The 24,449-nt window shown below is 44.5% G+C and carries 18 protein-coding genes; 7 read left to right on the top strand and 11 right to left on the bottom strand.

Annotation, left to right across the window (positions count from 1 at the left end; genetic code table 11):
- Positions 1-699: an ABC transporter ATP-binding protein gene (locus AB4329_RS18970; protein WP_017072425.1), complete on the bottom strand. Its 699-nt coding sequence runs from the start codon at positions 697-699 to the stop codon at positions 1-3.
- A gap of 543 nt (positions 700-1,242) precedes the next feature.
- On the opposite strand from AB4329_RS18970, the gene AB4329_RS18965 reads away from it, so the two are divergent.
- The gene (locus AB4329_RS18965; RefSeq protein ID WP_372139020.1) at positions 1,243-1,872 is read left to right on the top strand and encodes a hypothetical protein; all 630 of its coding nucleotides are present in this window, start codon (positions 1,243-1,245) and stop codon (positions 1,870-1,872) included.
- Between the two features lie 190 nt (positions 1,873-2,062).
- Here AB4329_RS18965 and AB4329_RS18960 read toward each other — a convergent pair whose 3' ends face one another.
- From AB4329_RS18960 to AB4329_RS18950, 3 genes are all read right to left on the bottom strand, one after another.
- Positions 2,063-3,967: a bifunctional UDP-sugar hydrolase/5'-nucleotidase gene (locus AB4329_RS18960; protein WP_372139018.1), complete on the bottom strand. Its 1,905-nt coding sequence runs from the start codon at positions 3,965-3,967 to the stop codon at positions 2,063-2,065.
- A 301-nt stretch (positions 3,968-4,268) separates the two neighbouring features.
- On the bottom strand, positions 4,269-5,258 hold the full coding sequence (locus AB4329_RS18955) for a zinc-dependent alcohol dehydrogenase family protein (RefSeq protein WP_017067922.1): 990 nt from the start codon (positions 5,256-5,258) through the stop codon (positions 4,269-4,271).
- Between the two features lie 20 nt (positions 5,259-5,278).
- A complete protein-coding gene (locus AB4329_RS18950; RefSeq protein WP_372139016.1) occupies positions 5,279-6,067 on the bottom strand; it encodes a phytanoyl-CoA dioxygenase family protein in 789 nt (262 codons plus the stop codon).
- A gap of 319 nt (positions 6,068-6,386) precedes the next feature.
- Here AB4329_RS18950 and AB4329_RS18945 point away from each other — a divergent pair, with 319 nt between their 5' ends.
- Positions 6,387-7,577: a GGDEF domain-containing protein gene (locus tag AB4329_RS18945; protein ID WP_372139014.1), complete on the top strand. Its 1,191-nt coding sequence runs from the start codon at positions 6,387-6,389 to the stop codon at positions 7,575-7,577.
- Here AB4329_RS18945 and AB4329_RS18940 read toward each other — a convergent pair.
- Positions 7,564-8,445 carry a multidrug transporter gene (locus AB4329_RS18940; RefSeq protein ID WP_372099890.1) on the bottom strand — a complete coding sequence of 294 codons (882 nt, stop codon included), beginning with the start codon at positions 8,443-8,445 and terminating at the stop codon, positions 7,564-7,566. The two genes, AB4329_RS18945 and AB4329_RS18940, sit on opposite strands and share 14 nt — an antisense overlap.
- Before the next feature lie 191 nt (positions 8,446-8,636).
- Positions 8,637-9,968 carry an MFS transporter gene (locus tag AB4329_RS18935; protein WP_372139012.1) on the bottom strand — a complete coding sequence of 444 codons (1,332 nt, stop codon included), beginning with the start codon at positions 9,966-9,968 and terminating at the stop codon, positions 8,637-8,639.
- 317 nt (positions 9,969-10,285) lie between these two features.
- Between AB4329_RS18935 and kduD the strand changes: the two genes are divergently transcribed.
- Positions 10,286-11,047, top strand: coding sequence for a 2-dehydro-3-deoxy-D-gluconate 5-dehydrogenase KduD (kduD, locus tag AB4329_RS18930; RefSeq protein WP_017059987.1), 762 nt, complete (start codon positions 10,286-10,288; stop codon positions 11,045-11,047).
- Between the two features lie 53 nt (positions 11,048-11,100).
- Positions 11,101-11,739 (top strand): RpiB/LacA/LacB family sugar-phosphate isomerase, encoded by a 639-nt coding sequence (locus tag AB4329_RS18925; protein ID WP_017059986.1) that lies wholly within the window; start codon positions 11,101-11,103, stop codon positions 11,737-11,739.
- A 122-nt stretch (positions 11,740-11,861) separates the two neighbouring features.
- Here the strand turns inward: AB4329_RS18925 and AB4329_RS18920 are convergent, their stop codons facing one another.
- Both AB4329_RS18920 and AB4329_RS18915 read right to left on the bottom strand, forming a co-directional pair.
- On the bottom strand, positions 11,862-14,471 hold the full coding sequence (locus tag AB4329_RS18920) for a response regulator (protein ID WP_372139011.1): 2,610 nt from the start codon (positions 14,469-14,471) through the stop codon (positions 11,862-11,864).
- On the bottom strand, positions 14,464-15,693 hold the full coding sequence (locus AB4329_RS18915) for an acyl-homoserine-lactone synthase (protein ID WP_372139010.1): 1,230 nt from the start codon (positions 15,691-15,693) through the stop codon (positions 14,464-14,466). The genes AB4329_RS18920 and AB4329_RS18915 overlap by 8 nt, the downstream gene beginning before the upstream one ends.
- Before the next feature lie 668 nt (positions 15,694-16,361).
- Here AB4329_RS18915 and AB4329_RS18910 point away from each other — a divergent pair.
- Complete coding sequence (locus AB4329_RS18910; RefSeq protein WP_017059983.1) at positions 16,362-16,754, top strand: cystatin domain-containing protein; 393 nt, start codon at positions 16,362-16,364, stop codon at positions 16,752-16,754.
- 103 nt (positions 16,755-16,857) lie between these two features.
- Here the strand turns inward: AB4329_RS18910 and AB4329_RS18905 are convergent, their stop codons facing one another.
- Both AB4329_RS18905 and AB4329_RS18900 read right to left on the bottom strand, forming a co-directional pair.
- Positions 16,858-17,436, bottom strand: a complete 579-nt coding sequence (locus tag AB4329_RS18905) for a hypothetical protein (RefSeq protein ID WP_017059982.1) — start codon at positions 17,434-17,436, stop codon at positions 16,858-16,860.
- Between the two features lie 196 nt (positions 17,437-17,632).
- The gene (locus AB4329_RS18900) at positions 17,633-19,231 is read right to left on the bottom strand and encodes an isocitrate lyase (RefSeq protein ID WP_012600243.1); all 1,599 of its coding nucleotides are present in this window, start codon (positions 19,229-19,231) and stop codon (positions 17,633-17,635) included.
- A 141-nt stretch (positions 19,232-19,372) separates the two neighbouring features.
- Between AB4329_RS18900 and AB4329_RS18895 the strand changes: the two genes are divergently transcribed.
- Complete coding sequence (locus AB4329_RS18895) at positions 19,373-20,326, top strand: LysR family transcriptional regulator (protein ID WP_012600244.1); 954 nt, start codon at positions 19,373-19,375, stop codon at positions 20,324-20,326.
- 155 nt (positions 20,327-20,481) lie between these two features.
- Positions 20,482-22,665: a malate synthase G gene (locus AB4329_RS18890; RefSeq protein WP_372139008.1), complete on the top strand. Its 2,184-nt coding sequence runs from the start codon at positions 20,482-20,484 to the stop codon at positions 22,663-22,665.
- Between the two features lie 228 nt (positions 22,666-22,893).
- On the opposite strand, the gene AB4329_RS18885 is transcribed toward AB4329_RS18890, so the two are convergent.
- Complete coding sequence (locus AB4329_RS18885) at positions 22,894-24,321, bottom strand: NAD-dependent succinate-semialdehyde dehydrogenase (protein WP_372139007.1); 1,428 nt, start codon at positions 24,319-24,321, stop codon at positions 22,894-22,896.
- Between the last annotated feature and the right edge of the window lie 128 nt (positions 24,322-24,449).

Raw genomic sequence — 24,449 nt, 5'->3', positions numbered from 1 at the left:
TCACAACGCTGCTGCTCTTGGGGTTAGATCGGCGTTCCTTAAACAACCATCATCTAACACCAATTTTGTCTGCATAAAGCTGGCGCATTCTGGGCTGTGCGTAACCAAAAGCACCGCAGTGTTGCCTTGAGTGGTGATTTCACTCAGCAGCTTCATAACCTCTAACCCTGCTTTGTGGTCGAGGTTGCCTGTGGGTTCGTCGGCAAGCAATAGTTTGGGTTTATGGGCTAGCGCGCGCGCTATTGCGACTCGTTGTTGCTGACCGCCAGAGAGTGCGGATACATGTCTTTCGAGTAACTCGTTGATACCCAATGCATCAACTAAATAATCGCACCAGTCGCTCCATTTTTGTTGATTCAAATGGAGCGGGAAGGCGATGTTTTGTTTTACGTTGAGTGGGGTTAGTAAGTTGAACTGTTGAAAGATCACGCCTAGTTTTTGATGGCGGAATCGGCTCCACTGTGGATCTCTCCAATCTGATGTGTTCTCGTTATCGAGCCACAACTCGCCACCAGTTAGAGGTTCAAAGCCCGCGATTAGGTTGAGTAAAGTACTCTTTCCACTGCCACTCGCCCCTGTTAAAGCCACGCTTGCGCTTGTCGCCAAAGCGAAGTCGACATTTTCCAGCACGTGATGGGTATCGTTGCCATCAACAAAGCTTTTGCTGGCATGTGTAAGTGTGACAATTGGGCTTTCCATTTCCTTTCCTTATAACCAAAACTTACCATCAAAAGGTGTCGTTACTTGTGGCAATTATTGAAGCGACAAGCTCTATAAAACTGTAGACAACAATTTCAAACAATAGAGCGATTTATATCGAATTATTAATAACTTGTACTGCAAAAATAGGGGAATAGATCAGTGTGAGATGGAGTACAGGTGTAAGTGGGAGCTTAGAGTCACCTCAGAGGCTTTCGAATTTATCGTCAGACGGTTCGTGCTGTTTCTCTAGTTTGTTCCTGTTCCATTCTTCTAATGCTGTTCATTGTGAATCCTCGCGTTGTATCTCGGGGGAAATTATACCTATCTAGCAGCACTCAAATAACTCTGATCTAGTTGCAATCTTGCACGGTAGCTCTTGAACATATCACTATGTAGAAAAGTTTATACTGGAGGTGCTGAAAACTCGAAAATAGCATAAGAGATTTTAATGAAGTAAGAAATTTTAGTAGAATCAATCTACTACGAAGTGGGATGAAGATTTTACATTCGGTATGGAAATTATCTGTTAGGTAAATTTAGATGAATGAACATTATGTTATCGAGCTATTTCAACGAGTTTTAGAGCAAGCAATATGGTGCGGAAGTGATGAATTAAGAAAGCAAGGTTGGTGTATTACTTCCGAAACTTTAGAAAATGAACTGTTTGATTACATACGGGAACATGAGCTAAGTGAAGTTCAAGCAATAGAAGAGCTATTGACTGAGCGCTTTGAATCATTATTACAAGTTGAGTTAGAAAGAGAAACTCGACTATTGATCCCACCTTACAGTGACATGTTAATCGAATCTATCAAATCGTTTAATTTAGGTTTTTATAATATTTGTATACCGAGTTTATTTAGTATCATCGAATCAGCGTTAATGCATCTTGCAAACAAAGGTGAATACAATAATATTCGCTACGTTTCTGGAATTAGAAAAAGAGAAAGTTCTGAAGCTTTACACTTAGGTCTAAAGAGTAAGCTTTTTCAGATCGCAAACACAACTGAGGAACTGTTTTCACCGATGCGGTTCGATGCTAGTGAATGCGACATTACTTTAAATAGACATGTTTCAGCCCATGGTCGCAGAGAGAGCTCGTACAATAAAACTGATTGCTTGAAATTATTTCTGCTTTTAGCATCCATAAAATCTTGTTACTCAAATTAAACATTTCTAAAAACAGTGACAGGCTGATTTTTAACTCATAGTACTTTACCAACTATGAGTTGGCCTTTGCAGATCATTCATCCAATATTAACCGTTTTACTCAGTACAGATGTGGTGTTGGAAAATGGGAACAAAAACGACCTAACCACGCTCCAAGCGTTGTTAAGTCGTTATTGGTTGAGGTCAGGGGTTAATTGAGCGCTTCAATCAGAGTGATTTCGCGTTTGATTTGCTTACTCTCTTGCTCAGTCGCCTGCGCCAGTTTCTTTTCGCGTGTGGTTATGGCTGCTTGTTTGGCTTCGTCAGATTTGAACATCAGTTCTTTTACGTTGATAGAAGCGATGTTTGTGTAGCGGCCATCATCACTGGTTGGGATTGATATGGTTTTATCATTAATCAATGATTTTACGATCTCACGCTGTTCATTGTAACGACTCTCTAAACCAGAAAGTGCCCATCGTTGTTGAGGCTTACCCTCATACTGGCCGTTCTTTTCTTCTTTAAGATACTTGATAGTCATGTTACGAATCGTGCCTGCTTCTTCTCCATACTCTGCTTCCGTATCAAAGAGTACAGGGAATGATTCACCTTCTAGCACGCCGCCTTTCTTGGTTAGATGACCCATTCGATAGCTATTCATACCAATACGGATCTCTGTTTGATCAGTAACCGGTGTGCCATCAGCAAACGCGAGGTTGGTGATGCGGGTACCTGCAGGTTGAGTGAGGTCGATGGTATAAGTCACGCCCGCGAAGAAGTCATTGGTCGAATATTTTGAAGCTCTACGTTCAGGGTTAAAGCTGTAGGTCACATCGCCAGGTTGTACTGAGTTGAAGTAGCCTGCAGACCATTCCATGTAGGTTCTTAACTCTTTGCCTGTCATCTGATAGACAGTGATTTCGCCACCTGCGTATTGGTAGTTGTACGCGATGTCTTTGGCTTTGATTGGGCCAACATCGAGCTCTGCATTGTCGTTGTCTATTTGAAGTGCAATGACATTGGCTTTGGGTGCATAGAAGAAGCTCGCTTCTTGGAATAGCGCACTGATGCCTGTGTCTTGAACATGGACTTGAGGGATACCGCGGATTTCGTTTTCTGGGACTAAAGCAACGCCGGTAAGTTGAGCGACAGGTCTGTTCGCCATTTCTCGGAGTTGTTTGTGGTAAGGCTGGTATAACTCGTCCATATTCTCATCAGAGTCGATACCTTTAATTTTATAGGTGAAGCTGTCTTTGTTGACGAGAGTGAATGTGCCATCGCGCTCTTCAAATTGAAGATCGATACGAGATAGGGCGCGGCCATATCTGTCGGGTTCAGTAATAATAACGCCATTTACAACGGCTTTATCGATGCGAGTGTGCATGTGGCCAGCGACGATGGCATCAAGCTCTGGGTTTGCATTGGCAATGTCGGTGACACCGGTGTCGGCAATGTCATTCTCGTTCTCAATTCCCATATGGGCAACCAATATGATGGCATCCACTTTATCATCAATCTCTTTGACGATTTTCTTCACTTCCAAGGTTGGATTAGTGAAAGTGACGCCTTCTAAACGGTTGGTACCTTGCGCAAAGACCTCCGTCATTGGGGTATCCATTCCGATCACGCCGATCTTAATGCTACCGCGTTCTAGGATGGTGTAACCAGGCAGGAATGGGTTTCCGTTTTTGTTCTTGATGTTGCCACCGAGAGACTGCCCTTTAAATTGGGTAACGGCCCTGTTGAGGGTTTTGAGGCCAAAGTCGAATTCGTGGTTACCTAAAACCCACACATCGTATTTCATGTGATTAAAGCCAAGCATCATTGGATCAACGGGCTCGTCTTTGAAGGTTTCTACGAAGTTGCCTTGGATGGTATCGCCAGCGTCGACAAGGATAATGTTAGATTGCTCTTTGCGGATCTCACCAACTTTGGTCGCGATTTGGCTCAAGCTACCACGAGTGTTGAGTTTATCTGCCGCGTAATCCCACGCCATAAAATGACCGTGGATATCTGAAGTACCCAGTATCGTGACATCGTGTATATCGCCATCAGCTGCAAAGGTGGGAAAGGCTAGAGAGAGTAGGATGGCGCTTGATAGTATGTGTCTTTTCATAAGTATGTTCACATCGTGGTTTTAAGTATGACGCTACCATATAGAATCGAGGTTATCTTATGGGTGATCAGTATCATATTTCTAATGATATAACTAATTGATGTTTCAAATAAATGTGATTCATGACCATCTCGTAACCACTTAAGTTATGGAGAAATGCACCACAACTCTTCGCTATCTTTTCAATCTTCGATTTCTTTAATCAAACTTCCTAAGCGATGGTGTATTAACAAGCACGCTTGTAAGCTGTTGAACGTCTTGCCTGTTGAAATAAATAAGGTATATATCGTCCAACTCTCACTTACTGTGGCAGTAAGATGATCTTGCCCTCTAGGCGTGTGGTTTTCGATTCAATGAGATCAATCGCGGTTTGCACTTCATCGAATGGTAGATAGCGGTCAACGTCGAGCTGAATGTCGTTTGTGATGAAGTGATCTAGCATGGTCGTGAACTTATCACGGCGAACATCTTTACCTTCTGCTTCCTCCCAATAACGCAAGAAGAAGGTGCTGAAATCGATGTGTTGGTTTTTCGCGTACTCAAAGAAGCGTGGCTCGTAAAAATCCAACGACAGCGTCCCATAGTTGATAAAGCGCCCGTTGTTGCCAAGGGTGTGAACAAGATCGGTTCCGGGTGAGCCGCCAATCGCATCAAAGGCAACGGTTGGCATAGGCAAGCCTAATGCCTTAATTTGAGAAACTAGATCAGCGTTCGCATCTATCACCCAACAGGAAGTGGCAGGGTATTGTGTCTGCTGTGATGTAACGACAATGATGTTGAAGCCGAGTGATGCTGATAACTGGGAGAAGATCTTACCGATGGCTGAACTGCCCGCGTTGATGATCAACACATCCTCTTGGGTCAGCTTGGCTATTTCTGTCGTTAGCACCCATGCGGTTAGCGCATTAATGTACAACTGACAGGCGTAGCCATTGTCTAAATGTTGAGGAATTTGGAACAGATCATCTGGTGATACATCGACATAGTTCTGCCATGTTCCACTGGTTGCCACAAGCACTCGTTGATTCACTATAAACTTAGCACTGCTGGATTCTACAATCCTTCCTACCGCTTCAAATCCCGGTACTCTCGGCGGCTGATGGCTATGTTTGTATTGGCCCACACCATAAATCGACAACAGATCACTAGGGTTGATGTTAGTCGCTTCAATTTGTACGCGAACTTTATCTTTGTCTAGTACCCCTAAAGCGACATGTTCTAACTTGAGAGATTCTTTTGGCTGACCGAAACGGAACTGGCTAATTCGGGTATTTTGCTTAGTGTCAGTCATAGTTTGGGCACCTTTATGGATTATGAGTACTGCATTGATTTTAAGTGTAGCGTGTTCATAAACAACCTTGGGTCGCTAATATTGCTTAACATAGCTGGCGTCGGTAAACAGTCGTCATCAACGTAGTCGACATAGTCTGTCGCCGAATCGAAGATCAAAATATCCAAAGCCAAACGATCCAAGCCATATCGGCCTCGGTGGATCATATCCGCTGAAAACACCAATAAGTCACCTGCGGCTAACGGTATCTGCTTACCACCAGAGATGTCATCGCTGCTCACTTTGCCGTTTTCTTCTTGGCGAACATTGTACTCTTCTTCGTTATCCCAACGTTTGTGCGTGCCGGGGATAAGTTCCATGCCGGGCTCATCAAAAAGGGGCACTCGCAGATGCAATACTTGGGTTTCCATGATGACTTTCATCTGGTCATCAATGTCGTAGTCGTATTGACAGTCACGATGCCAGAAGTCTTTTTGCTGCGGGTTTACTGGGTTGAAGAACAGCTGTGTATTCATGAATGCCGGCTTGTTCGGAATCACCGCATCAACCACATCCATCACTTGTTTCGAGCTTATGAAGTCGAAAAGCACGCTTCTATCGTCGGCAGGCAAATACTCGCTTCCCGTAATTAAAGACGAGTTAAATGCTTCTTCTTTATAGAATTCTTCGTTGTCTGCTTTCCATGATTCATGAAATTTCAGCACGACTTTTCTAAGCGATGCAATTTGAGCTTCATTGAAATAATTTCTGATAACAAAGTAACCATGTTCGTCGTAACGGTCACTTAATTGTTGGCTGTTTTCTACCACTGACTACCTTCGTTCATTCTTTGCTGTATAATAACTAAGGTCAACAGCCCTAGAGATTTCTTGGGCGCATAATGCCAGACAGTCGTCATTCAACCAAGTAACGAGTGCAGAAGCCTGTAGATTCAGTGATGCGATAAAACTCTATGGGGGCGAGTGTTACATGCCTATCCATATCATGGACTCATGCGATAAAAATCTCCGCATATGTGATCTACCCCCTTTTTTTATAAAATAAAAAGATTCACATGGTGAATGTTTTTGTGGTTTGCATGATTATTGACCATGTTGAAATTTGGTTGCGTATGGAAGATAGAAAATCATGGATGGTTTTTCGCTGGATATGAGAACACTTAATTTTATTATTATTTTGTTCTCTTTCATTTACTGTATTGGCTTGTTGTTATTTCAATTCACTCAACAGTCCATTAAAGGGCTTTCAATCTTTTCCATTTCAATATTTGTTATCGGAACTGGGCCGTTGATGTTGAGCCTAAGAGGGGAGTTCCCTGATTGGGTCACCGTTATTGGTGCCAATATGGTCATTGCGCTTGGTTTTCATCTCGCCTTGTATAGCTTATGTCTGTTTCGAGAATACTCTCTCAAATGCACCTACCTCAGTAGTCTAATGATGTTGGCTCTTTTGCCATGTTTTATTTACATCACGTTCTATGAGCCTTCCATAAAGGCTCGAATTATCCTCATTAGTTTATATCTGGCTTTTGTGACTCTTTGCACTGCCTTTGCGGTATTAAAGGGCCGGCGTGATGACTTGACTCTAGGTATTCGGATGATGGCCTTGTCATTTACGATATATGGCGGGTTTATGGTTTTTCGAGTTGTGGTGACACTATTTTCCGCTGAGCTCCAGGATTTCATGGCGGCCACTCTCATTCATCAACTTGCCTTTTTAGTGAGCATCGTTCTTATTGTGTCGATGAGCTTTACAATGCTTTGGCTGATTAACGCAAGGTTGCTTAGTTCTATTCACGAGCTGTCCTACAGCGATCCTCTAACGGTACTGGGAAACCGCAGAGCATTAGATGAGATGGTTCCAGTTATCATGAAGCAGGCGGAAACTGCACCTGTTAGTGCCATTATGATGGATATTGATAATTTTAAGTCGATCAATGACCAACACGGACACATTGTAGGTGACCTCGTGATCAAGTCTTTTGCTGAAATGGTTCAAAGTGCGATAAAAACATCGCCTAAAGCCAGTGCGTTTCGTTTTGGCGGAGACGAGATAATGATTTTATTGCCTAATGTCGATTTCCAACAAGCTCAGGTTATTGCCTGCAAGTTACGATTGTCTATTTCAGAGGTATCAGCAGTACAAGAACATGAGATGTTTCTGACATCGAGTTTTGGTGTTGCTCAGCTTCACCCGCATGAGAGTTGGAATGGGTTTATTAGCCGAGCCGACAAAGCGTTATATCAAGCGAAAAAAAACGGTCGCAATATGACTTCAATTTGTCCTAGTCATATTAACGAGCTCGTCACTGCCACATAACCAATACTGCTGCGATAGAAAGCAAGATGAGCGCAAGAATGTCTTTGCGCGCGATGCTTTGCCCTAACCAGAAATAGGATATCAACACCATGAAGATCACTTCGACTTGCCCGAGTGTCTTTACGTACGGCACGGCTTGAAGCGACATCGCGCTAAACCAACCCAGAGAACCGATAACACTCGCTAAGCTTGTCATGATGACTAGTTTCGACTTCTTGAATATCAGGCGCAGCGTGTCGCGTTCTCTGAAAAAGAGATACGTACAGATAATCACTGTCTGAAGGGAAATGACGAGGAACAGCACCCAAGCAGCGCTATGAGGGAAGGGCAACCCTATGCTCAAACTTGCTTCCCGTACCCAAAGAGACGTTAAAGCAAAGGCGGTGCTACACGCCATACCTAATAAGAACACTTTCGGGGACAAGCTTCGCCAGCCAGAAGCGCTACTCATGATTAGCACGCCTAAAGTACCAATAAGTACGCCGACCCAACCTGTTAGTGTCAAAGCAGTACCAAAAAACAATACGGATAGCACAGCAGATACGGGGGCTTCACACTTGGCTAAGCCTGCGCCTATCGCATAGTTTTCGAGCTTGAACAGCATCACCATTAAGCCGGTCGCGAGGATCTGCATGATGGCGGCAGCAACAATATAGAAAACAAACTCACCCGAAAAATCCGGTGCGGATACGGGCTGCCATTGATAGAGGGCGCAGAGGTAAATAAGGGCGATAGGGCTAGCCCAAATAAATCGCGCTAACGTTACGCCAGCCACGCTCATGGTGCCACTTAATTTACTTTGAAAGGCATTGCGCCAAGATTGGCTAAAGGCAGCAAGGAGAGTAAAGGCTATCCAACTAAAAGACATGACGCGTCCATGTGTTATGTATTTTGCTGATTATATTAACAAATAAAACCAATATAAGAAGCGACTTGTTCTTTTAATAAGCAATAGTCAGTTGCGTGAATCGCTCGGTTTTGAAGAATATTCGGTCTTTAAAACTTGCGCTGTAAACCTTAACGGCTTCATTTACTTGTCACTCGACATCAATCGATTGTTTAGAAAATCGCTTCTTTTCTGTTCTTGAAGTAGAACAGCGCGCTGATCAAAACGAACAGTAAGGTGAAGTAATAGAAAAAAGAAGACAGTGAGGCCAAGAAGGCAAGGTTCTGTTCTATTTCTTGTTCGGTGTAGCCCTGAGACACCAACTTATAGTAGTAAGCGTACAAGATACCGATCAGACCGTATCCGAGGTTAAACATCAAACCTTTGAAACTAAGAACGGTGGCTCTGTTGTGTGATTCGGTTTTTTTATTCAGGTGGTAGCTGATGAAAATGTTCATCGTCATGATGATAAAGATTAATACTAGTGCCGGAATGACTCCGTAAATCGACCAACCTAAACTGATCCAGTAATAAGTCGCCATGCTTGCCAATCCCATAACCACAATGAAGGTTTTAGCCTCCATACTCTCTGCTAATCTTCGGCTTTGTCCTGCCAATATAATCTTAAGCAAGCTGATACCCGCACCAATAAAACCAAAGTAGATAATTGGAATATCAATGGCCAGATAGTATTGGCTGTTCATGGTTAGGAACATGCGTGAGGTGTGTTCGAATAGGCTGTAGTAGAGCAAGATGAACAGCACGTAAGGCGTAGCGAATACCCATTTACCCGCATCGATCGTCAATTTAAGACTTGAGATGGTGGTTGCCAATTTGGTTTGGTCGCTTGGCATCACCTTTTTCTCTTCGCGCATATTAATCGCGGCATAGATGGCGATCATCGCTACAAATAGGGTGGCGAACACAGGAATACGCATCAGGTCTTTAGTGCTTTCTGGTTCGGCTAGTCCAAGGAAATGAAAGATGTTCGTCATAAAGTTCACGTCGTACATCGCCGCACCAATCAGCGTGACAAAGATACCGACCGTTGAGGCGACACGAAGCTGGATTTGCAGCACTCGCGGCCACAACTCTTCATTACCTTGTTCTTTTAAGGTGTCGTAAGCCAATGCCTCGTCGGCGCCGCTGGCCAGTGCCATCGCTAAGCCACTGAGAATCCGGTTAATCAGAAAGACTATGAACACCAAGTCGGGGTTTCCGGTTGGCACTAAGGCGATCATTGCGATCTCAACAAACATCACGATCGAAGACAGCACCACCAGTTTCTTGCGGCCTAAGGTATCAGCGAATGCACCCGACGGTACTTCAGCAAGCACAATGGTGGCCGCCCAAACTACATTGAGCATCGCGAATTGAGAAAGGGTTAGCCCGTAATCTAAGTAGAGTAGAGTGAATACTGGGTAATAAAAACGCGCAAAGTAGCTGCTTCTAAACATTAAGAAGTAGCGGACATTGGGAATTTTAAGGATCTCTTTGAGCGTCATGATAATTTCAGTAATTTAGATAACACATTATTATGTATAACCCTTTTACTCTTTTAAATCATGAATTGTTGTCAAATCCCTACAATATCTGGTTTGGGTGATCTTCGAGAGCATGGTTCATGGTGGGTTATAGGCTTCTGTTCTCCAAATCACTTCCCCCCATTCATTTAGTTTGTGGTGCTCGTTTCACTTGTTCGACTGATTTTGGTGCAAGATCGAAATTCTACAACGTCGCCCTCGCATTTACATCTTATTGTATGATTTAATTGTTGGTGGTAATGATACGCAATGAATCCAATGTAATTGAGGAAGCGAGCATGATCTTAGAGTCATTCAGTCTGGAAGGTAAAGTAGCGATAGTGACTGGCTGCAATACGGGTCTTGGGCAAGGCATAGCATTAGGCCTAGCGGAAGCTGGTTGTATGGTTGTCGGTGTTAACCGAACAGAACCTGAAGAGACTATTGAAAAAATGAGTGCAGCAGGCCATTCGTTCTTAAACGTGAGTGCTGATCTTCTCGATCAAGCGTGCATTCCAGGGGTTATAGAGCGCACTTTGGCTGAGTTTGGCCAAGTCGACATTCTCGTGAACAATGCAGGGATTATTCGCCGCCAAGATGCTATTGAGTTCTCAGAGCAAGATTGGGATGACGTAATGAACGTGAACACCAAGACAGTGTTCTTTATGTCTCAGGCTGTTGCAAAGCAGTTTAAGGCTCAAGGTACTGGCGGAAAGATCATTAACATTGCATCGATGCTCTCATTCCAAGGTGGCATTCGAGTTCCTTCCTATACGGCTTCAAAAAGCGCTGTGATGGGAGTGACACGTGCGATGGCGAACGAATGGGCGCGCGACAATATCAATGTGAATGCGATAGCACCCGGTTATATGGAAACGAACAATACTCAAGCTCTGCGTGAAGATGCTGAGCGCAATCAAGCGATTCTTGAGCGTATTCCGGCTGAGCGTTGGGGTAAACCGCAAGATATCGCAGGTCCTTGTGTGTTCTTAGCATCATCAGCATCGGATTACATTAATGGCTATACCATTGCTGTTGACGGTGGTTGGTTAGCACGCTAGTTGGTTTTTTATTCTAAATTTTGAGTTTGCAGCAATCTTGCAGGAGAAGATAAATGAAAATCGCTTTAATGATGGAAAACAGTCAGGCAGGTAAAAATGCCATGGTTGCAGCTGAGCTAGAGTCAGTGGCGGGTGGCATTGGTCACGATGTTTTCAACTTAGGTATGACCGACGAGAATGATCACCACTTAACGTATATCCACTTAGGTATCATGGCCAGTATTCTGATCAACTCAAAGGCTGTGGACTTTGTTGTGACGGGATGTGGAACAGGGCAAGGTGCTTTGATGTCACTGAACCTGCACCCGGGTGTGGTTTGTGGTTACTGCCTAGAGCCATCAGATGCTTTCTTGTTTAACCAAATCAACAACGGCAATGCTCTCGCTCTCGCTTTTGCTAAAGGCTTTGGCTGGGCAGGTGAACTCAACATTCGTTATATCTTTGAAAAAGCATTCACAGGCGAGCGTGGTAATGGGTATCCACTAGAACGTGCAGAACCACAGCAACGTAATGCAGCAATTTTGAATGAAGTGAAAGCGGCGGTGGTAAAAGATAACTTTATTGATTCTCTGAGAGCTATCGACCAAGATCTAGTGAAAACAGCGGTTGGCAGCGAGCGTTTCCAACAATGCTTCTTTGAGCATTGCCAAAACCAAGAAATCGCTGATTATGTTCGTTCACTTTTAGATTAATTAGAGCGTTTAGTTCTGATAGAGCCAGCCTTGTTCGGCTGGCTTTTTGATGAATAATTAAAGCAATGTAATGAGACAAACAGTAATCAACTGGCTAAATTGCGATTCGTGTTTTCCTGCATCTACTCTTCATCTTCGGTTTCTTTGGAAGCATTCGAGGCACAGCCTTTCTCTAGCCAGTTGTTCAGTACGTGTTGCAGTGCCTTCAAAGAGGTTGGCTTCTCTAGGCGACCATCCATCAGTTTGCTGATCATATCTAACTCGTGTTGTCCTGATTCGCCAGACAAAGCAATGATTGGCGTTTGAGGAGAGCGTGCCTTGATAATTTGGCTTGCGTCAAAACCATTCATTATCGGCATTTGTACGTCCATTAAGATCAAATCGACCTTGTGTGTTTTGAACAGTTCGACGGCATTCTCACCGTTTTTGGCTTGTAAGCTATTGACGCCAAGTCGACTCAAGTACATTTGAACAAGCGTGCGTTGTACTTCTTTATCATCGACGATCAGTACGGTTGGAGCCAAATGATTCCCTGGGGTTAGCGTGCTTGTTGGTTCTGAATTTTGCGTTGCCGCTTGGTTGTCTGGCTTAGCTTCAGCGTTGGTTTTGTTTTCAGTTGCAGTTTGATTACCTTTCCAATCATCGAAGTAAGGCGTACGAAGTGCGTCTGCTTTGGGGGCATTGGGTACCACCGGGAAGTACAGGTGGAACTCAGTAAACTCCCCAAGTTTAGAGTGGCACTCAACTCGGCCGCCAAATGAACGCATCACTCGTTGGCAATAACCGAGCCCTAGGCCGCTACCACCGCTTTTTTGGTAAGAGAAGAAATCATCAAAAATTTTATGTGTAATGGCTTCGTCAATGCCGGGGCCGGTATCTCGGAATATTAGAACGTTCTCGTACGGTCCGGTGTTGGTGCTGATCTCAATTTGGCTGTCTGGATAAGAATCAAAGTAGTAGATCGCGTTACGTATCAGGTTGAAAATAACGAAGTTGAATAGGGTTTCATTCAGTTTTGCCACAAAATCAGCATGTTGTGGTAAACGAATTCGCTCAATGATCTTCTCGTTCTCAAAGCCATAATGGCTGACGGCTTGATCCACGGCCTTGTGGATAGAGGTCATGGTGATTGGTCCATGCTCAGGTGAGCTGTCACTGACTTCTCGCAAGATGATATCAATCAGCTGTCGACCACGTTGAATCGCAGCTTGGCCGTTCTCAATATCAAGTAAGATCTGTTTCGCTGGTGCTTGATTATCAATGTGCTGTTTTAGTAGTTCAAATTGCAATTGCACTTGAGCCAGTGGATTACGCATTTCATGAGCGATTGAGTTAGCAAGGGCACGACTTTGGCGGATGCGTCTATCGGCTTCGATAGTGCTTTGTACTCGAGTTAACAAGGTTTGCAGGGCAGAGATCTCTTCGTTAGAGAACATCTGATCGTTGCTCTTGTGTGACGATACTAACAAGTGCGTGACCGATTTCCCCTGACCAAATAAAGGCATCACCAAGGCGGTATCGTTGGAGCTCATCTTGTCATACAGGGCTTTGATTGATCGCTTGGCTGGTGCAGTGTAATCAAGCTCCTGAGACAACTCATCGAACACTAAAACAGACTTGTTAGTAGACAGATAATCTTCGTAGAAGGTTTCGTTGTAGTTGCTATTCACTAGACGTAGCTTATCTTCTGGAATTTGCAGTAGGCTACCCAAACGACGCATTGCATCATCAATTGATAGCTTGAAATCCTCTTCTAGCGCGAGGATCTGTTGTACTGGCGTTTTCTTGTTTCCGTAGATAAAGAAGGAGGCGTAGTCGCTCACACGTTTGTAGAGTAAATGCCAAGTGATGCCGATAACCGCGCAGATAGGGATAGCAATGAGCCATTGGTTATCGTCTGTCAGTGGGATAAATATCGCGCCAAAAGGTATCACCAAAATTGCACACACCAACAACGTATTTAGGCTCATATACGCAAGGTATTTCACGCTATAGAAGCGAGAGGTCAGTAGAGCATAGCCAACGAACAACATCTCACTGATCGACAAGGCTGGTGGTAGCCAAGTGAGTGAGAAGTCACGCAAGAAGTAGGTCATACCTAGATGGATCGTCGCAGTAGACAGCATGAACACTAAGATGCCCGCGATCATGTAGTTGGTTTTGGCTAAGGTAAGCTTGCTGCTGTTGGCGCGCATGGCCACGAGGTTGAATAGCGTCAGGACAACGAAGCTGATCATCCCGATAAAGAAGTACGGCGTGTGTGTGCCAAACTCGATCACGAACTGGCTTGGGCCAGCAATCGTGACATGTTCAACGGTTAACCCCGGACTTAAATTGATAAAGAAGGAGTAGACAGTCAGTGTGACAAAAATGGCTTGCTGCCATGCATGAACCTTACCATTACGTTGTTCGGCTGCGAGTTTGCACGAGAAGTAATAGGCAAAGGCAAACGCAAAGAACGAGGCGAGGTTGGCAAACTTTGCGGCGAACACGGCGGCCGAGGCCCCAAGTTCCGGTAATAAGTCGGTATGGAAATAAGCGTTACTGCTGATCCACGCAACAATGCAGATCGAATACGCGATGTAAGGGGCATGGTGTGTCCCTGCGATCACTTCGTTCTTCTGTTTCAGGCGATAGCAGTAATAGAACAACCACATGACAACCACAGCCACGGTTGCAAGCAGTGTGATTGCTTTTGCATAGATGATCGCCTCTAGGCCGAAATCAAACATGTTCATCCTTTTTCACCGAGCTAGTTTTTCCTGCCGAGCGCGACTTTTCTAATGACTTTCTGCTTTCTCGCACTGCGCGTTTGTAGCTTCGAAAATCGACATTATTGAACGCTTTTACCATTATCTCGAAATTCCAAAACCCGCGATAAATTGTTGTGCCATCATCATTTAATTCGCAATACCCAGCATGGAAGTATGCATTGGAATCAATGGTTTGATAAAACTGAAGCATGAAAGGTTGTTCAATGATGGTGAAACCAATTTTGTAGCCAACTTGATGTAAGACGCTCATTAGCTCTTTTTGAGCGAGATAGAGGAAGTAGAGTTTTTGTTGGGTATTTCCACTGACGGTTAAGCGCAGAACTTCACATATGGCTCGAGATTCGGACAATTGTAACTGGAATTGTTGGTCAAATTCTGGGAGAGAGTAACATTTTGACAGTGTAGGCGGTGTGAAAAGTTGTAACTCTGCGAGTTCATCGCAGCCGTAATCGGGTAAACAGTATTGCCATTGCTCATTGCTGAACGGCGGTGCGTAACTTAGCCAAGTGTCATTCTTAGACCAGTCTTGAATCAGCGCAGAGGAAGCCAGTGTCGGAAAGGCTTCATCGACTGGATGTTTGAGCAGAATAAAATGCTTGCCTGCCTGAGAAAGGTGTAATAAAGGAAGCATCTCAAACCATTTTTCACCCTTGATGAACACCTCAAGATTGCTTAAAGCAATGGCATCGCTGATTGGCATTCCTTGTGGGTGACTCGGTGTTTGTACCAAAAGTGGCTCATGTTCTATCTGTTCGATGATCGCACCGTAATAAGCACTGTCATTGATAGGGAGGTCGAAATGAGAAATGGAGCTTGGATTTAATGGAGATTTTGCTTTGATCGCAGCAATTTCACACTCACACCAGAAATCTAGCCAATGCATATAGCACTGCCCTACAGCCTGCTCTAGAAGAGCAATCTCTGCAGATAGTGTATTTGGATAGCGCAGAATCAGATCGCGGTAGTCCATCACCTCAAACAATACAGAGTAGCTTTTGTTTTGATGCTCTGGGAAAAGCAATTCTAATTGGCTTCTACGATATTCAGTCACGCTTTGAAAAAGCTCAGTGCGCTCATGTGGCTGATAAGTGCTGATGACGAGCTCTATCAGCGCTCGCTGTTTTATTTCGATAGACAGACTGCTAGCCAACAGTGAGCCTAAAGACGACGTTAATTTCATGTTTAACCTAGCCTAGGTTTATATAATTATTTTTATTTGATCTGCACTATCTATAGGACACTGATTTTAGGTATGTGTTTGAAGTTACGTTACTTTGAGAGAGCTAATCGTAACTTTACTTGTGTCCATGTTGTGAGAAGTAAGTTGCATAATCGGGTGAGATTTTACTACTTGCACCCACCCTTAACAATAAAGATTTTCCATATTTGAATGAATTCACAGATGAACAAAGTACATTATTATCAACAACTTGTAGGGCTGGAACACAGTTTTAAAATCAGACATGATTAAGCCGAGCATAAACTTTTGAATTTATAAAATAATCTCAAATATCTATTTTTTGAACCAATATCATAATCCAAATCAACATGAGCTCATCTTATTAATTACAGCGTGAATGTATTTGGTGTGAGATATGTAATTAACTGATTAATTATGTCTGTATTATTACTCGCTTATTCTCTCGCTACTCATTTTAATGATTTAAATATCAGGTGGATAAAAGCAGAGCTCCAGTGCTCGGCTTGTTTTCCTGACAATCTCCTGTGTTTATAGAGTAGTTACACCATAATCTCTGATGAAGTGATGACATTCGAGGTTTAAGCTTGCCTGCATATGAAACATTATTGCGAGTAATCCCTCGTAAATGATTGAGGTAGAGAGAATTTATGAAGAACGTACGATTAACATCATTACTTGGAACAGCAACCTTGTTTAGTGTCGTGGCGTTAGCTGGGTGTAGTCAGAAATCAGAGGTACCAACTCAACCGCAAGAGAATGCGAACCCCATCTGCAGCACTAAAAACCTGACGGGTGGTTGGTCGAAAAGTGAGATAACACCAGAAGCCAAGCAAGCTTTAAACGCAGTTCTTAGCCAAATGAACACTTCAGCTGATCTCAAGCAGATCTTGAGTGTTCGAACTCAGGTTGTCGCGGGTTTGAATTACGCTATTGAGTTTGAAATGGATAATGGTGAAGTGTGGAACACCATCGTTTACCGTTCTCTACAAGGTGACATCGAAATGACGCAACCTGCACAGAAAGGTCTTCTGTGCTCATAATCTAGATGCGTCTGTATCTTGTGAGATAGGCTTATAGCAAATAAAAATGGCTCCGTATTGGGAGCCATTTTTGTTTTTAAGAAGACTGATTTGTTGAACGTTTTCAGTCGGCCAACTCGGGCTCGGCTAACTCCTGAACACAAGCTCGGCTGATGTCTTCATCAATGTAGGCCATACCGAGTTTATTGAGGTAGTCCATGCGATCGGCAGTGCGAAGCTCGATGTCGGGGCCTGCAATGTTGTTGGCTTGATAAATTTCAGTGAGATGAGACATGAATTGCTCGCCCACACTCATCATCAATAGACTCATTGCGCCTACGTCCGGTCTTACTTTGGTGCGTTGCTTTTCAGATAGGTTTACCGCTAGTACGATAGGTTGTTCTTCACCTTCGAATCGAACGCCTCGCTCACGAACGGTTTGTTGAGCCCAGTAGTACGCCAGTTCTTTACTCTGAGTGAGAAACACTGGCTCAACCGATTCGGTATAGTTGTTGCCGATGGTTGCCATAGTTTTTGAAGCTGCTTCGTTGAGCGCTTTGTCTCCAGAACGTTTTAAACCTTGGCCTTGAATCGAAGCCAATAAAGCTGAAGATGTGCCGTGATACCAAGTATCACCCGTCGCGAAACCATTCTCTGATAACAGTGTTTTTGCATCTTGTAGGTGTGTAGGTATTGAAGTCATAGGCACTCTCAACAAATAGGAATCTGAACAAATATGTATACAGTTAGCTTAAACAGAAGTTGTTCGGTTAACCGTGGTGTGGAACACAAATCTGAGGCTTTGAGATAAAGCTGGCAGTACAAGCTTTATCTCAAAGCCTTCCCCCGGATCTTACCTAAGTAAGAGAGAAGGACGGGGGAGGCTTTAGCGTTAGCGATTAATCAAATTGGTTCGATGTATTCGCTTCACCTGCAGCTTTTAGTGCGTTCTCACCAGCAAAGTACTCTTTGTGGTCATCACCCATGTCAGAACCAGACATGTTTTGGTGTTTAACACATGCGATGCCTTGGCGGATTTCTTTACGCTGAACATTCGCAACGTAACCTAACATGCCTTGGTCGCCGAAGTACTCTTTCGCTAGGTTGTCAGTAGACAGCGCAGCAGTGTGGTAAGTCGGTAGCGTAATCAAGTGGTGGAAAATACCCGCTTCACGTGATGCGTCTGCTTGGAATGTACGGATCTTCTCGTCAGCGCTTGCAGACAGTTCAGTTTCATCGTATTCCGCGCTCATTAGGCTTGCACGGTCGTAAGCTGAAACATCTTTACCTTCTGCTACCATCGCATCGTAAGCTTGCTGACGGAAGTTTAGCGTCCAGTTGAATGATGGAGAGTTGTTGTAAACCAGTTTCGCATTAGGGTGTACTTCACGTACGCCGTCCATCATCTCTTTGATTTGACCGATGTGTGGTTTCTCAGTCTCAATCCAAAGTAGGTCAGCACCTGCATTGATTGCTTCGATACAGTCAAATACACAACGATCTTCACCAGTACCTTGGCGGAATTGGTATAAACCTGAAGGTAGACGCTTAGGTCGAACTAGCTTGCCGTCACGGTTGAAACAAACATCGCCTTCAGCCATATCAGCAACATCAATCTCTTCAACATCTAGGTATGAGTTGTAGATGTCACCTTGGTCGCCCGGCTCTTTCACTACGGCGATTTCTTTTGTTAGGCCAGCACCTTGTGAATCGGTACGAGCAACGATGATGCCGTTGTCGATGCCTAGCTCAAGGAAAGCGTAACGAAGCGCACGAAGTTTTGCGTGGAAGTCAGCGTGTGGAACCGTTACTTTGCCGTCTTGGTGACCACATTGTTTCTCATCGGCTACTTGGTTTTCGATTTGTAGACAACAAGCTCCCGCTTCAATCATCTGCTTAGCCATTAGGTAAGTCGCTTCTGCGTTACCGAAACCAGCATCGATATCGGCAATGATTGGCACTACGTGTGTCACGTGGTTGTCGATTTTGTCTTGAATACGGTCTTGTAGGTTCACATCGCCTGCTTCACGCGCAGCGTCTAGCTCACGGAATAAACCACCCAGTTCACGAGCATCGGCTTGGCGTAGGAATGTGTATAGCTCTTCTACTAGGCCAGCAACGGATGTTTTCTCATGCATAGATTGGTCTGGAAGTGGACCAAAGTCAGAGCGAAGTGCAGCAACCATCCAACCAGAAAGGTATAGGTAACGACGGTCAGTCTTGCCATCAAAGTGCTTCTTAATAGAAATCAGCTTTTGTTGGCCGATGAAACCATGCCAGCAACCCAGAGACTGAGTGTATTGAGAGCTGTCTTCGTCGTAAGCCGCCATGTCTGCACGCATGATATCTGCCGTGTATTGCGCAATATCCAGACCTGTTTTGAATTTGTTTTGAGCTCGCATACGAGCAGCAGATTCAGGGTTAATTGCATCCCATGGAGCACCAGCAGCGCTTTTTGCAACTTCAATCATTTCGATATCTTGTGTAATTTGCGACATAACTATTCCTTAGTTTCACGTGGACATGTTGGCCAATTTGGCGAGGTCATTTGATTTGGATTAAATCTAACCATGGACAAATAATAATCATGTATGTGATAATTTTGTTAATTTATAGTTATTATATTCGGTATTTTTCTTATGAATATTGCTCGTATAGACCTTAATTTACTTGTGTATTTAGACATGTTGCTACGTGAGAGAAACGTTACACGAGCAGCAAATCAATTGGGTATTACTCAGCCTGCCATGAGTAATGGCCTTCGCCGATTGCGTGATCTGTTTGAAGACCCGCTATTAGTAAGAACAAGTGAAGGGATGATACCGACCGAACGCGCGCATAAGTTGCAGCCACTGATTCGAAACATCTTGGCGAATGTAGAGAAGACACTGCAACCGACCACAGAGTTTAATGCAGAAGACAGTGAACGCGTGTTTCGTATCATGGCGAGTGACTATGCAGAGTCGACCATTATTCAACCTCTTCTGAAAAGGTTAAGTGAGATAGCACCGAAAATACGACTGGATATCATGACGCCAAGTGACGTGAGTTATCAGGATGTAGAGCAAGGTACCGTTGATATAATTATCAACCGATTTGACGATATTCCTCAGTCGTTTCACCAGATGAGCCTCTGGCACGACGGGTTTTCTTGCCTATTTAGTTGTGACAACCCGATCGCCGACAACTTCGATATTTTGTCTTATTTAAAGGCACAACATATTTGGGTAAGTAAGACAGGTATGGGAACGGGAGTGGGAATAAACCCAAGTGAAGCACAAAAGCTTGGTTGGATAGATGAGGCATTAATGCGCATCGGTAAAACCCGTAACATCACGGTGTTTACTCGACACTATTTGTCGGCGATTCTCTTCGCTCAGCAGAAGAACCTTATCCTGACTATTCCTACCAAAGCAGCTCAACTGCAGCGCAATAATCCTAGATTGTTGATCAAGCCTGCGCCATTTGCGATTGAACCCTTTGAGGTGAAGATGGCGTGGAGTCCATTGTTACAAACCAATCCAGACCATCAGTGGATGCGTCGTTTGATTAAAAGTGTCGCTAACGAAATCGAGAGTGGAGTGACGGAATAACATAGTTTGTAGGGTATTTTTTATATGAATATCCAATATAACCGGCATAAATTAGCTAAATTCATGTCCGTTAAGTAAGTTTAAATCAGTAAAGTAAATTTGAGCTAGTCACGAAAATTTATTGAGTAGCCATCAATTAGTTTGAGAGAGATTTTATGAGCAGTCGTATTCAACAGGGAAGCTTGAACATTGATAGCACCCTCTACCAATTAATTAATGAGCAGGTGATTCCTGGAACAGGCATTGTCGCTGAAGACTTTTGGCAATCATTTGCAACCATTCTTGAAGATTTGGCGCCAAAAAATCGCGCATTGCTTATCAAGCGTGAAGATCTTCAACATCAAATTGACGTTTGGCACCAAGAGCGTGCCGGGCAAACGCTAGATCCTGTAGAGTACAAACAGTTCTTACAGCTGATCGGTTATTTGGTTCCTGAAGGCGATGACTTTCAAGTGACGACAGCCAGCGTAGAACCTGAGATCGCAACACAAGCAGGGCCGCAGCTTGTGGTGCCAATCATGAACGCACGCTTTGCACTTAACGCAGCCAATGCGCGTTGGGGCAGTCTATATGATGCGCTCTACGGAACGGACGTGATCAGTGAAAGTGATGGCGCGGAAAAGGGCGGAAGCTTTAACCCTGCTCGTGGCGCTAAAGTAGTGACTTATGCTCGTGAGTTCCTTGATGATGCAGCGCCATTAAACGGTGTCTCTCATAAAGACGTGACCAAATACAGCATCAGTAACGCTAGCATCGGCAATAAGCTCATAGCGACACTCGATAACGGCGAAGAAGTCACTCTCATTGATAGCGACCAGTTCATTGGCTATCAAGGTGACGCAAGTTCCCCTTCGTGCATTCTTCTTAAACACAATAATCTGCACATCGAAATTCAAATTGACCCAAGCGCACCGATTGGTAGCGTTGATGTGGCGGGTATTAAAGATGTGTTGGTCGAAGCTGCCCTAACAACCATTATGGATTGCGAAGACTCGGTTGCTGCAGTTGATGGTGAAGACAAAGCATTGGCTTACCGTAACTGGTTAGGCTTGATGAAAGGTGATCTGCAAGAATCACTAGAGAAAAACGGCAAAACTATTGTTCGTAACCTTAATCCCGATCGCCAATACACCAGCGTGACGGGTGGTGAGATTTCACTAAAAGGCCGCAGCATGTTGTTCATCCGTAATGTCGGCCACTTGATGACTAACCCTGCGATTATTGATGCCGAAGGTAATGAAGTGCCTGAAGGCATTATGGATGGCATGATCACTTCGTTAATTGCGATGCATGATTTAAAAGGCAACAGCGCGTACCAAAACTCGACTGCGAACAGTATCAACATCGTAAAACCTAAGATGCATGGCCCTGAAGAAGTCGCCTTTACTAATGAATTGTTTGGCCGTATTGAAGATGCATTAGGGCTAGATCGATTCACGATAAAAGTCGGCATCATGGACGAAGAGCGTCGTACTTCGGTTAACCTTAAAGAATGTATTCGTGCAGCTAAAGATCGTGTTGTGTTTATCAACACAGGTTTCTTAGACCGAACGGGTGATGAGATTCACACCAGTATGGAAGCGGGGCCTTTTGCTCCTAAAACACAGCTGAAAACCATGACTTGGATTGGCGCATACGAAGATCAAAACGTTGATCTTGGCTTAGCTTGTGGCCTGCAAGGTAAAGCCCAGATTGGTAAAGGTATGTGGCCAGAGCCGGATAATATGGCGAAGATGATGGACGCGAAAATCGGACATCCACAAGCGGGTGCCAATACCGCTTGGGTTCCTTCTCCAACCGCCGCGACTTTGCACGCGCTGCACTATCATAAGGTGAGTGTACCAAGCCGTCAGAAAGAGCTTCGTGAGCGAGTGAGAGCCAATGTCGATGATATTCTTACTATCCCGTTACTGGGCGATCAAAAGCTTACCGCGCAAGATATTCAAAGTGAACTGGATAACAACACCCAAGGTATTTTGGGTTATGTGGTTCGTTGGATTGACCAAGGCGTTGGTTGTTCGAAGGTACCTGATATTAACGATGTAGGGTTAATGGAAGACCGAGCGACGCTGCGTATTTCAAGCCAGCATATTGCGAACTGGTTACGTCACGGCATTTGCGAGGAAGCTCAGGTAATGAAAACCATGAAGCGTATGGCCGCAGTGGTGGATGAGCAAAACGCTGGCGACCCGAGCTACCGTAATATGGCACCTGACTTTGAAAACAGCATCGCATTTTCAGCAGCGTGTCAGTTGGTATTCGAAGGCTGCGCTCAGCCTAGTGGTTACACCGAGCCAGTGCTGCATGCTATGCGTCTAAAACTGAAAGCGCAGGGATAGAGAAGCAACCCAATAACAAAAACAGAGAATGTAAAATACTAAAAAAAAGAAACCCCCTTTAACCGAGCCCAAGGTGCCGCGCTTTTATAGCGCGGCTTTTTTTTGCTGTTTTTTTTGGTGTGTGGGGGAACCTCAGAAGAGAGGTGTTAGTAGGGCTATTCGATGTTTAAGCTTGCTGATGTCTAAGAGTCAGGCTTAGTTACGACCAAGCCTAACTACTTCCGAAACCTAGTTACTACCAAAACACAGATACTTAATATCCATGTACTCATCGATGCCTTCTTTTGCGCCTTCACGGCCAATACCTGATTGCTTAACACCGCCGAAGGGCGCGACCTCGGTTGAGATGAGGCCATCATTAATACCGACCATACCGTACTCAAGTGCCTCTGCGATGTTCCATACTCGATGAATGTTCTGACTGTAGAAGTACGACGCTAATCCATAAATGGTGTCGTTTGCCATCTCAATAAGCTCTTCGTCTGTCTCGAATTGCATCACAGGAGCGACAGGACCAAAGATCTCTTGCTGAACAATGTCCATGCTGTGTTTCACATTTTTAAGAATGACAGGCTGAAGGAAAAGCCCATCAAGCTCTTGAGTTGGCGTCGCAGGTGTCGCGCCTTGTTCTACCGCTCTGTCTATTAATGCTTGGATGTTGTTCTTCGCATTCTGACTGACAACAGGACCAATGGTGACACCCTCATCTAAACCGTTACCAATTTTAAGCTGTTGAACCGCTTGATCGAATTTAGCCACGAACTCATCGTATACTTTACTGTGAACATAGAAACGGTTTGCACAGACACATGTTTGTCCCGCATTACGGAATTTCGACGCCATTGCGCCTTGAACGGCCGCGTCGATATCGGCATCGTCAAACACAATAAAAGGTGCGTTGCCACCGAGCTCCATTGAGGTGCGCTTGATGCCTTGTGCGGCTTGAGCCATCAAGATACTGCCCACTCGAGTCGAGCCTGTGAAAGAGATTTTTTTGATCAGTGGATGAGAAGTGAATAGGGTGCCAACTTGCTCAGGGCTTTCACCAAGAACGACTTGAAGTAGATCTTTCGGGATACCCGCTTGATAAGCCAGTTCAACCACAGCAAACGCAGAAAGCGGTGTTTCATCTGAAGGTTTTACGACGAAGCTACAACCAGCGGCTAGGGCAGGTGCTGCTTTACGAGTGATCATTGCAATAGGGAAGTTCCATGGCGTAATTGCACACGCGACTCCAATAGGCTGCTTGATGGTCACCAAGCGTTTGCCAGCGACTGTGCTAGGAATAGAATCACCATAAGTACGCTTGGCTTCTTCTGCAAACCACTCAATAAAGCTCGCGCCATACAAGACTTCGCCTGTCGCTTCTGCTAACGGTTTACCCTGCTCAATCGTCATGATTCGAGCCAGATCTTCTTTGTTTTCAAGGATCAGTTGGTGCCAACGGTGCAGTGATGCAGCACGAGATTTAGCTGGAACCTTGGCCCACTCTTTCTGTGCAACATGAGCACGTTCAATCGCGTTTGCTAACTCTGCTTGTGATGAAATAGGTGCGTGTCCGACGAGTTCACCTGTCGCTGGGTTTGTGACTGCAACTGCGTTGTTCGCTTCTGTCACCATAAAAGAGAGTAAGTGCTGGTTCTTAATGTTTAGCATCGTGATTCCTTTGTTGTGATTACTTTAGACGTGTTGCTTATATGCGGGTTGGCGAGTGTTCAAATGACTTCGACCAACCGTTGATTGGTCGAAGATTGTGGTCGTTAGTTCGTTAGCTCGTTAGCTCG

It is taken from the genome of Vibrio sp. 10N.261.54.A5, from assembly GCF_041471145.1.
GTDB lineage: Bacteria > Pseudomonadota > Gammaproteobacteria > Enterobacterales > Vibrionaceae > Vibrio > Vibrio crassostreae_C.
This window is presented reverse-complemented; position numbering and strand designations above follow the sequence as displayed.

What these genes read in the sequence shown, in the direction of transcription:
- AB4329_RS18940 (WP_372099890.1), bottom strand. Translation starts at nt 8,445, where the DNA reads ATGTCTTTTAGTTGGATAGCCTTTACTCTCCTTGCTGCCTTTAGCCAA.
- AB4329_RS18925 (WP_017059986.1), top strand. Translation starts at nt 11,101, where the DNA reads ATGAAAATCGCTTTAATGATGGAAAACAGTCAGGCAGGTAAAAATGCC.
- AB4329_RS18900 (WP_012600243.1), bottom strand. Translation starts at nt 19,231, where the DNA reads ATGTCGCAAATTACACAAGATATCGAAATGATTGAAGTTGCAAAAAGC.
- AB4329_RS18915 (WP_372139010.1), bottom strand. Translation starts at nt 15,693, where the DNA reads ATGAAATTAACGTCGTCTTTAGGCTCACTGTTGGCTAGCAGTCTGTCT.
- AB4329_RS18895 (WP_012600244.1), top strand. Translation starts at nt 19,373, where the DNA reads ATGAATATTGCTCGTATAGACCTTAATTTACTTGTGTATTTAGACATG.
- AB4329_RS18935 (WP_372139012.1), bottom strand. Translation starts at nt 9,968, where the DNA reads ATGACGCTCAAAGAGATCCTTAAAATTCCCAATGTCCGCTACTTCTTA.
- AB4329_RS18890 (WP_372139008.1), top strand. Translation starts at nt 20,482, where the DNA reads ATGAGCAGTCGTATTCAACAGGGAAGCTTGAACATTGATAGCACCCTC.
- AB4329_RS18945 (WP_372139014.1), top strand. Translation starts at nt 6,387, where the DNA reads ATGGATGGTTTTTCGCTGGATATGAGAACACTTAATTTTATTATTATT.
- AB4329_RS18910 (WP_017059983.1), top strand. Translation starts at nt 16,362, where the DNA reads ATGAAGAACGTACGATTAACATCATTACTTGGAACAGCAACCTTGTTT.
- AB4329_RS18920 (WP_372139011.1), bottom strand. Translation starts at nt 14,471, where the DNA reads ATGTTTGATTTCGGCCTAGAGGCGATCATCTATGCAAAAGCAATCACA.
- AB4329_RS18885 (WP_372139007.1), bottom strand. Translation starts at nt 24,321, where the DNA reads ATGCTAAACATTAAGAACCAGCACTTACTCTCTTTTATGGTGACAGAA.
- AB4329_RS18955 (WP_017067922.1), bottom strand. Translation starts at nt 5,258, where the DNA reads ATGACTGACACTAAGCAAAATACCCGAATTAGCCAGTTCCGTTTCGGT.
- AB4329_RS18965 (WP_372139020.1), top strand. Translation starts at nt 1,243, where the DNA reads ATGAATGAACATTATGTTATCGAGCTATTTCAACGAGTTTTAGAGCAA.
- AB4329_RS18970 (WP_017072425.1), bottom strand. Translation starts at nt 699, where the DNA reads ATGGAAAGCCCAATTGTCACACTTACACATGCCAGCAAAAGCTTTGTT.
- kduD (WP_017059987.1), top strand. Translation starts at nt 10,286, where the DNA reads ATGATCTTAGAGTCATTCAGTCTGGAAGGTAAAGTAGCGATAGTGACT.
- AB4329_RS18960 (WP_372139018.1), bottom strand. Translation starts at nt 3,967, where the DNA reads ATGAAAAGACACATACTATCAAGCGCCATCCTACTCTCTCTAGCCTTT.
- AB4329_RS18905 (WP_017059982.1), bottom strand. Translation starts at nt 17,436, where the DNA reads ATGACTTCAATACCTACACACCTACAAGATGCAAAAACACTGTTATCA.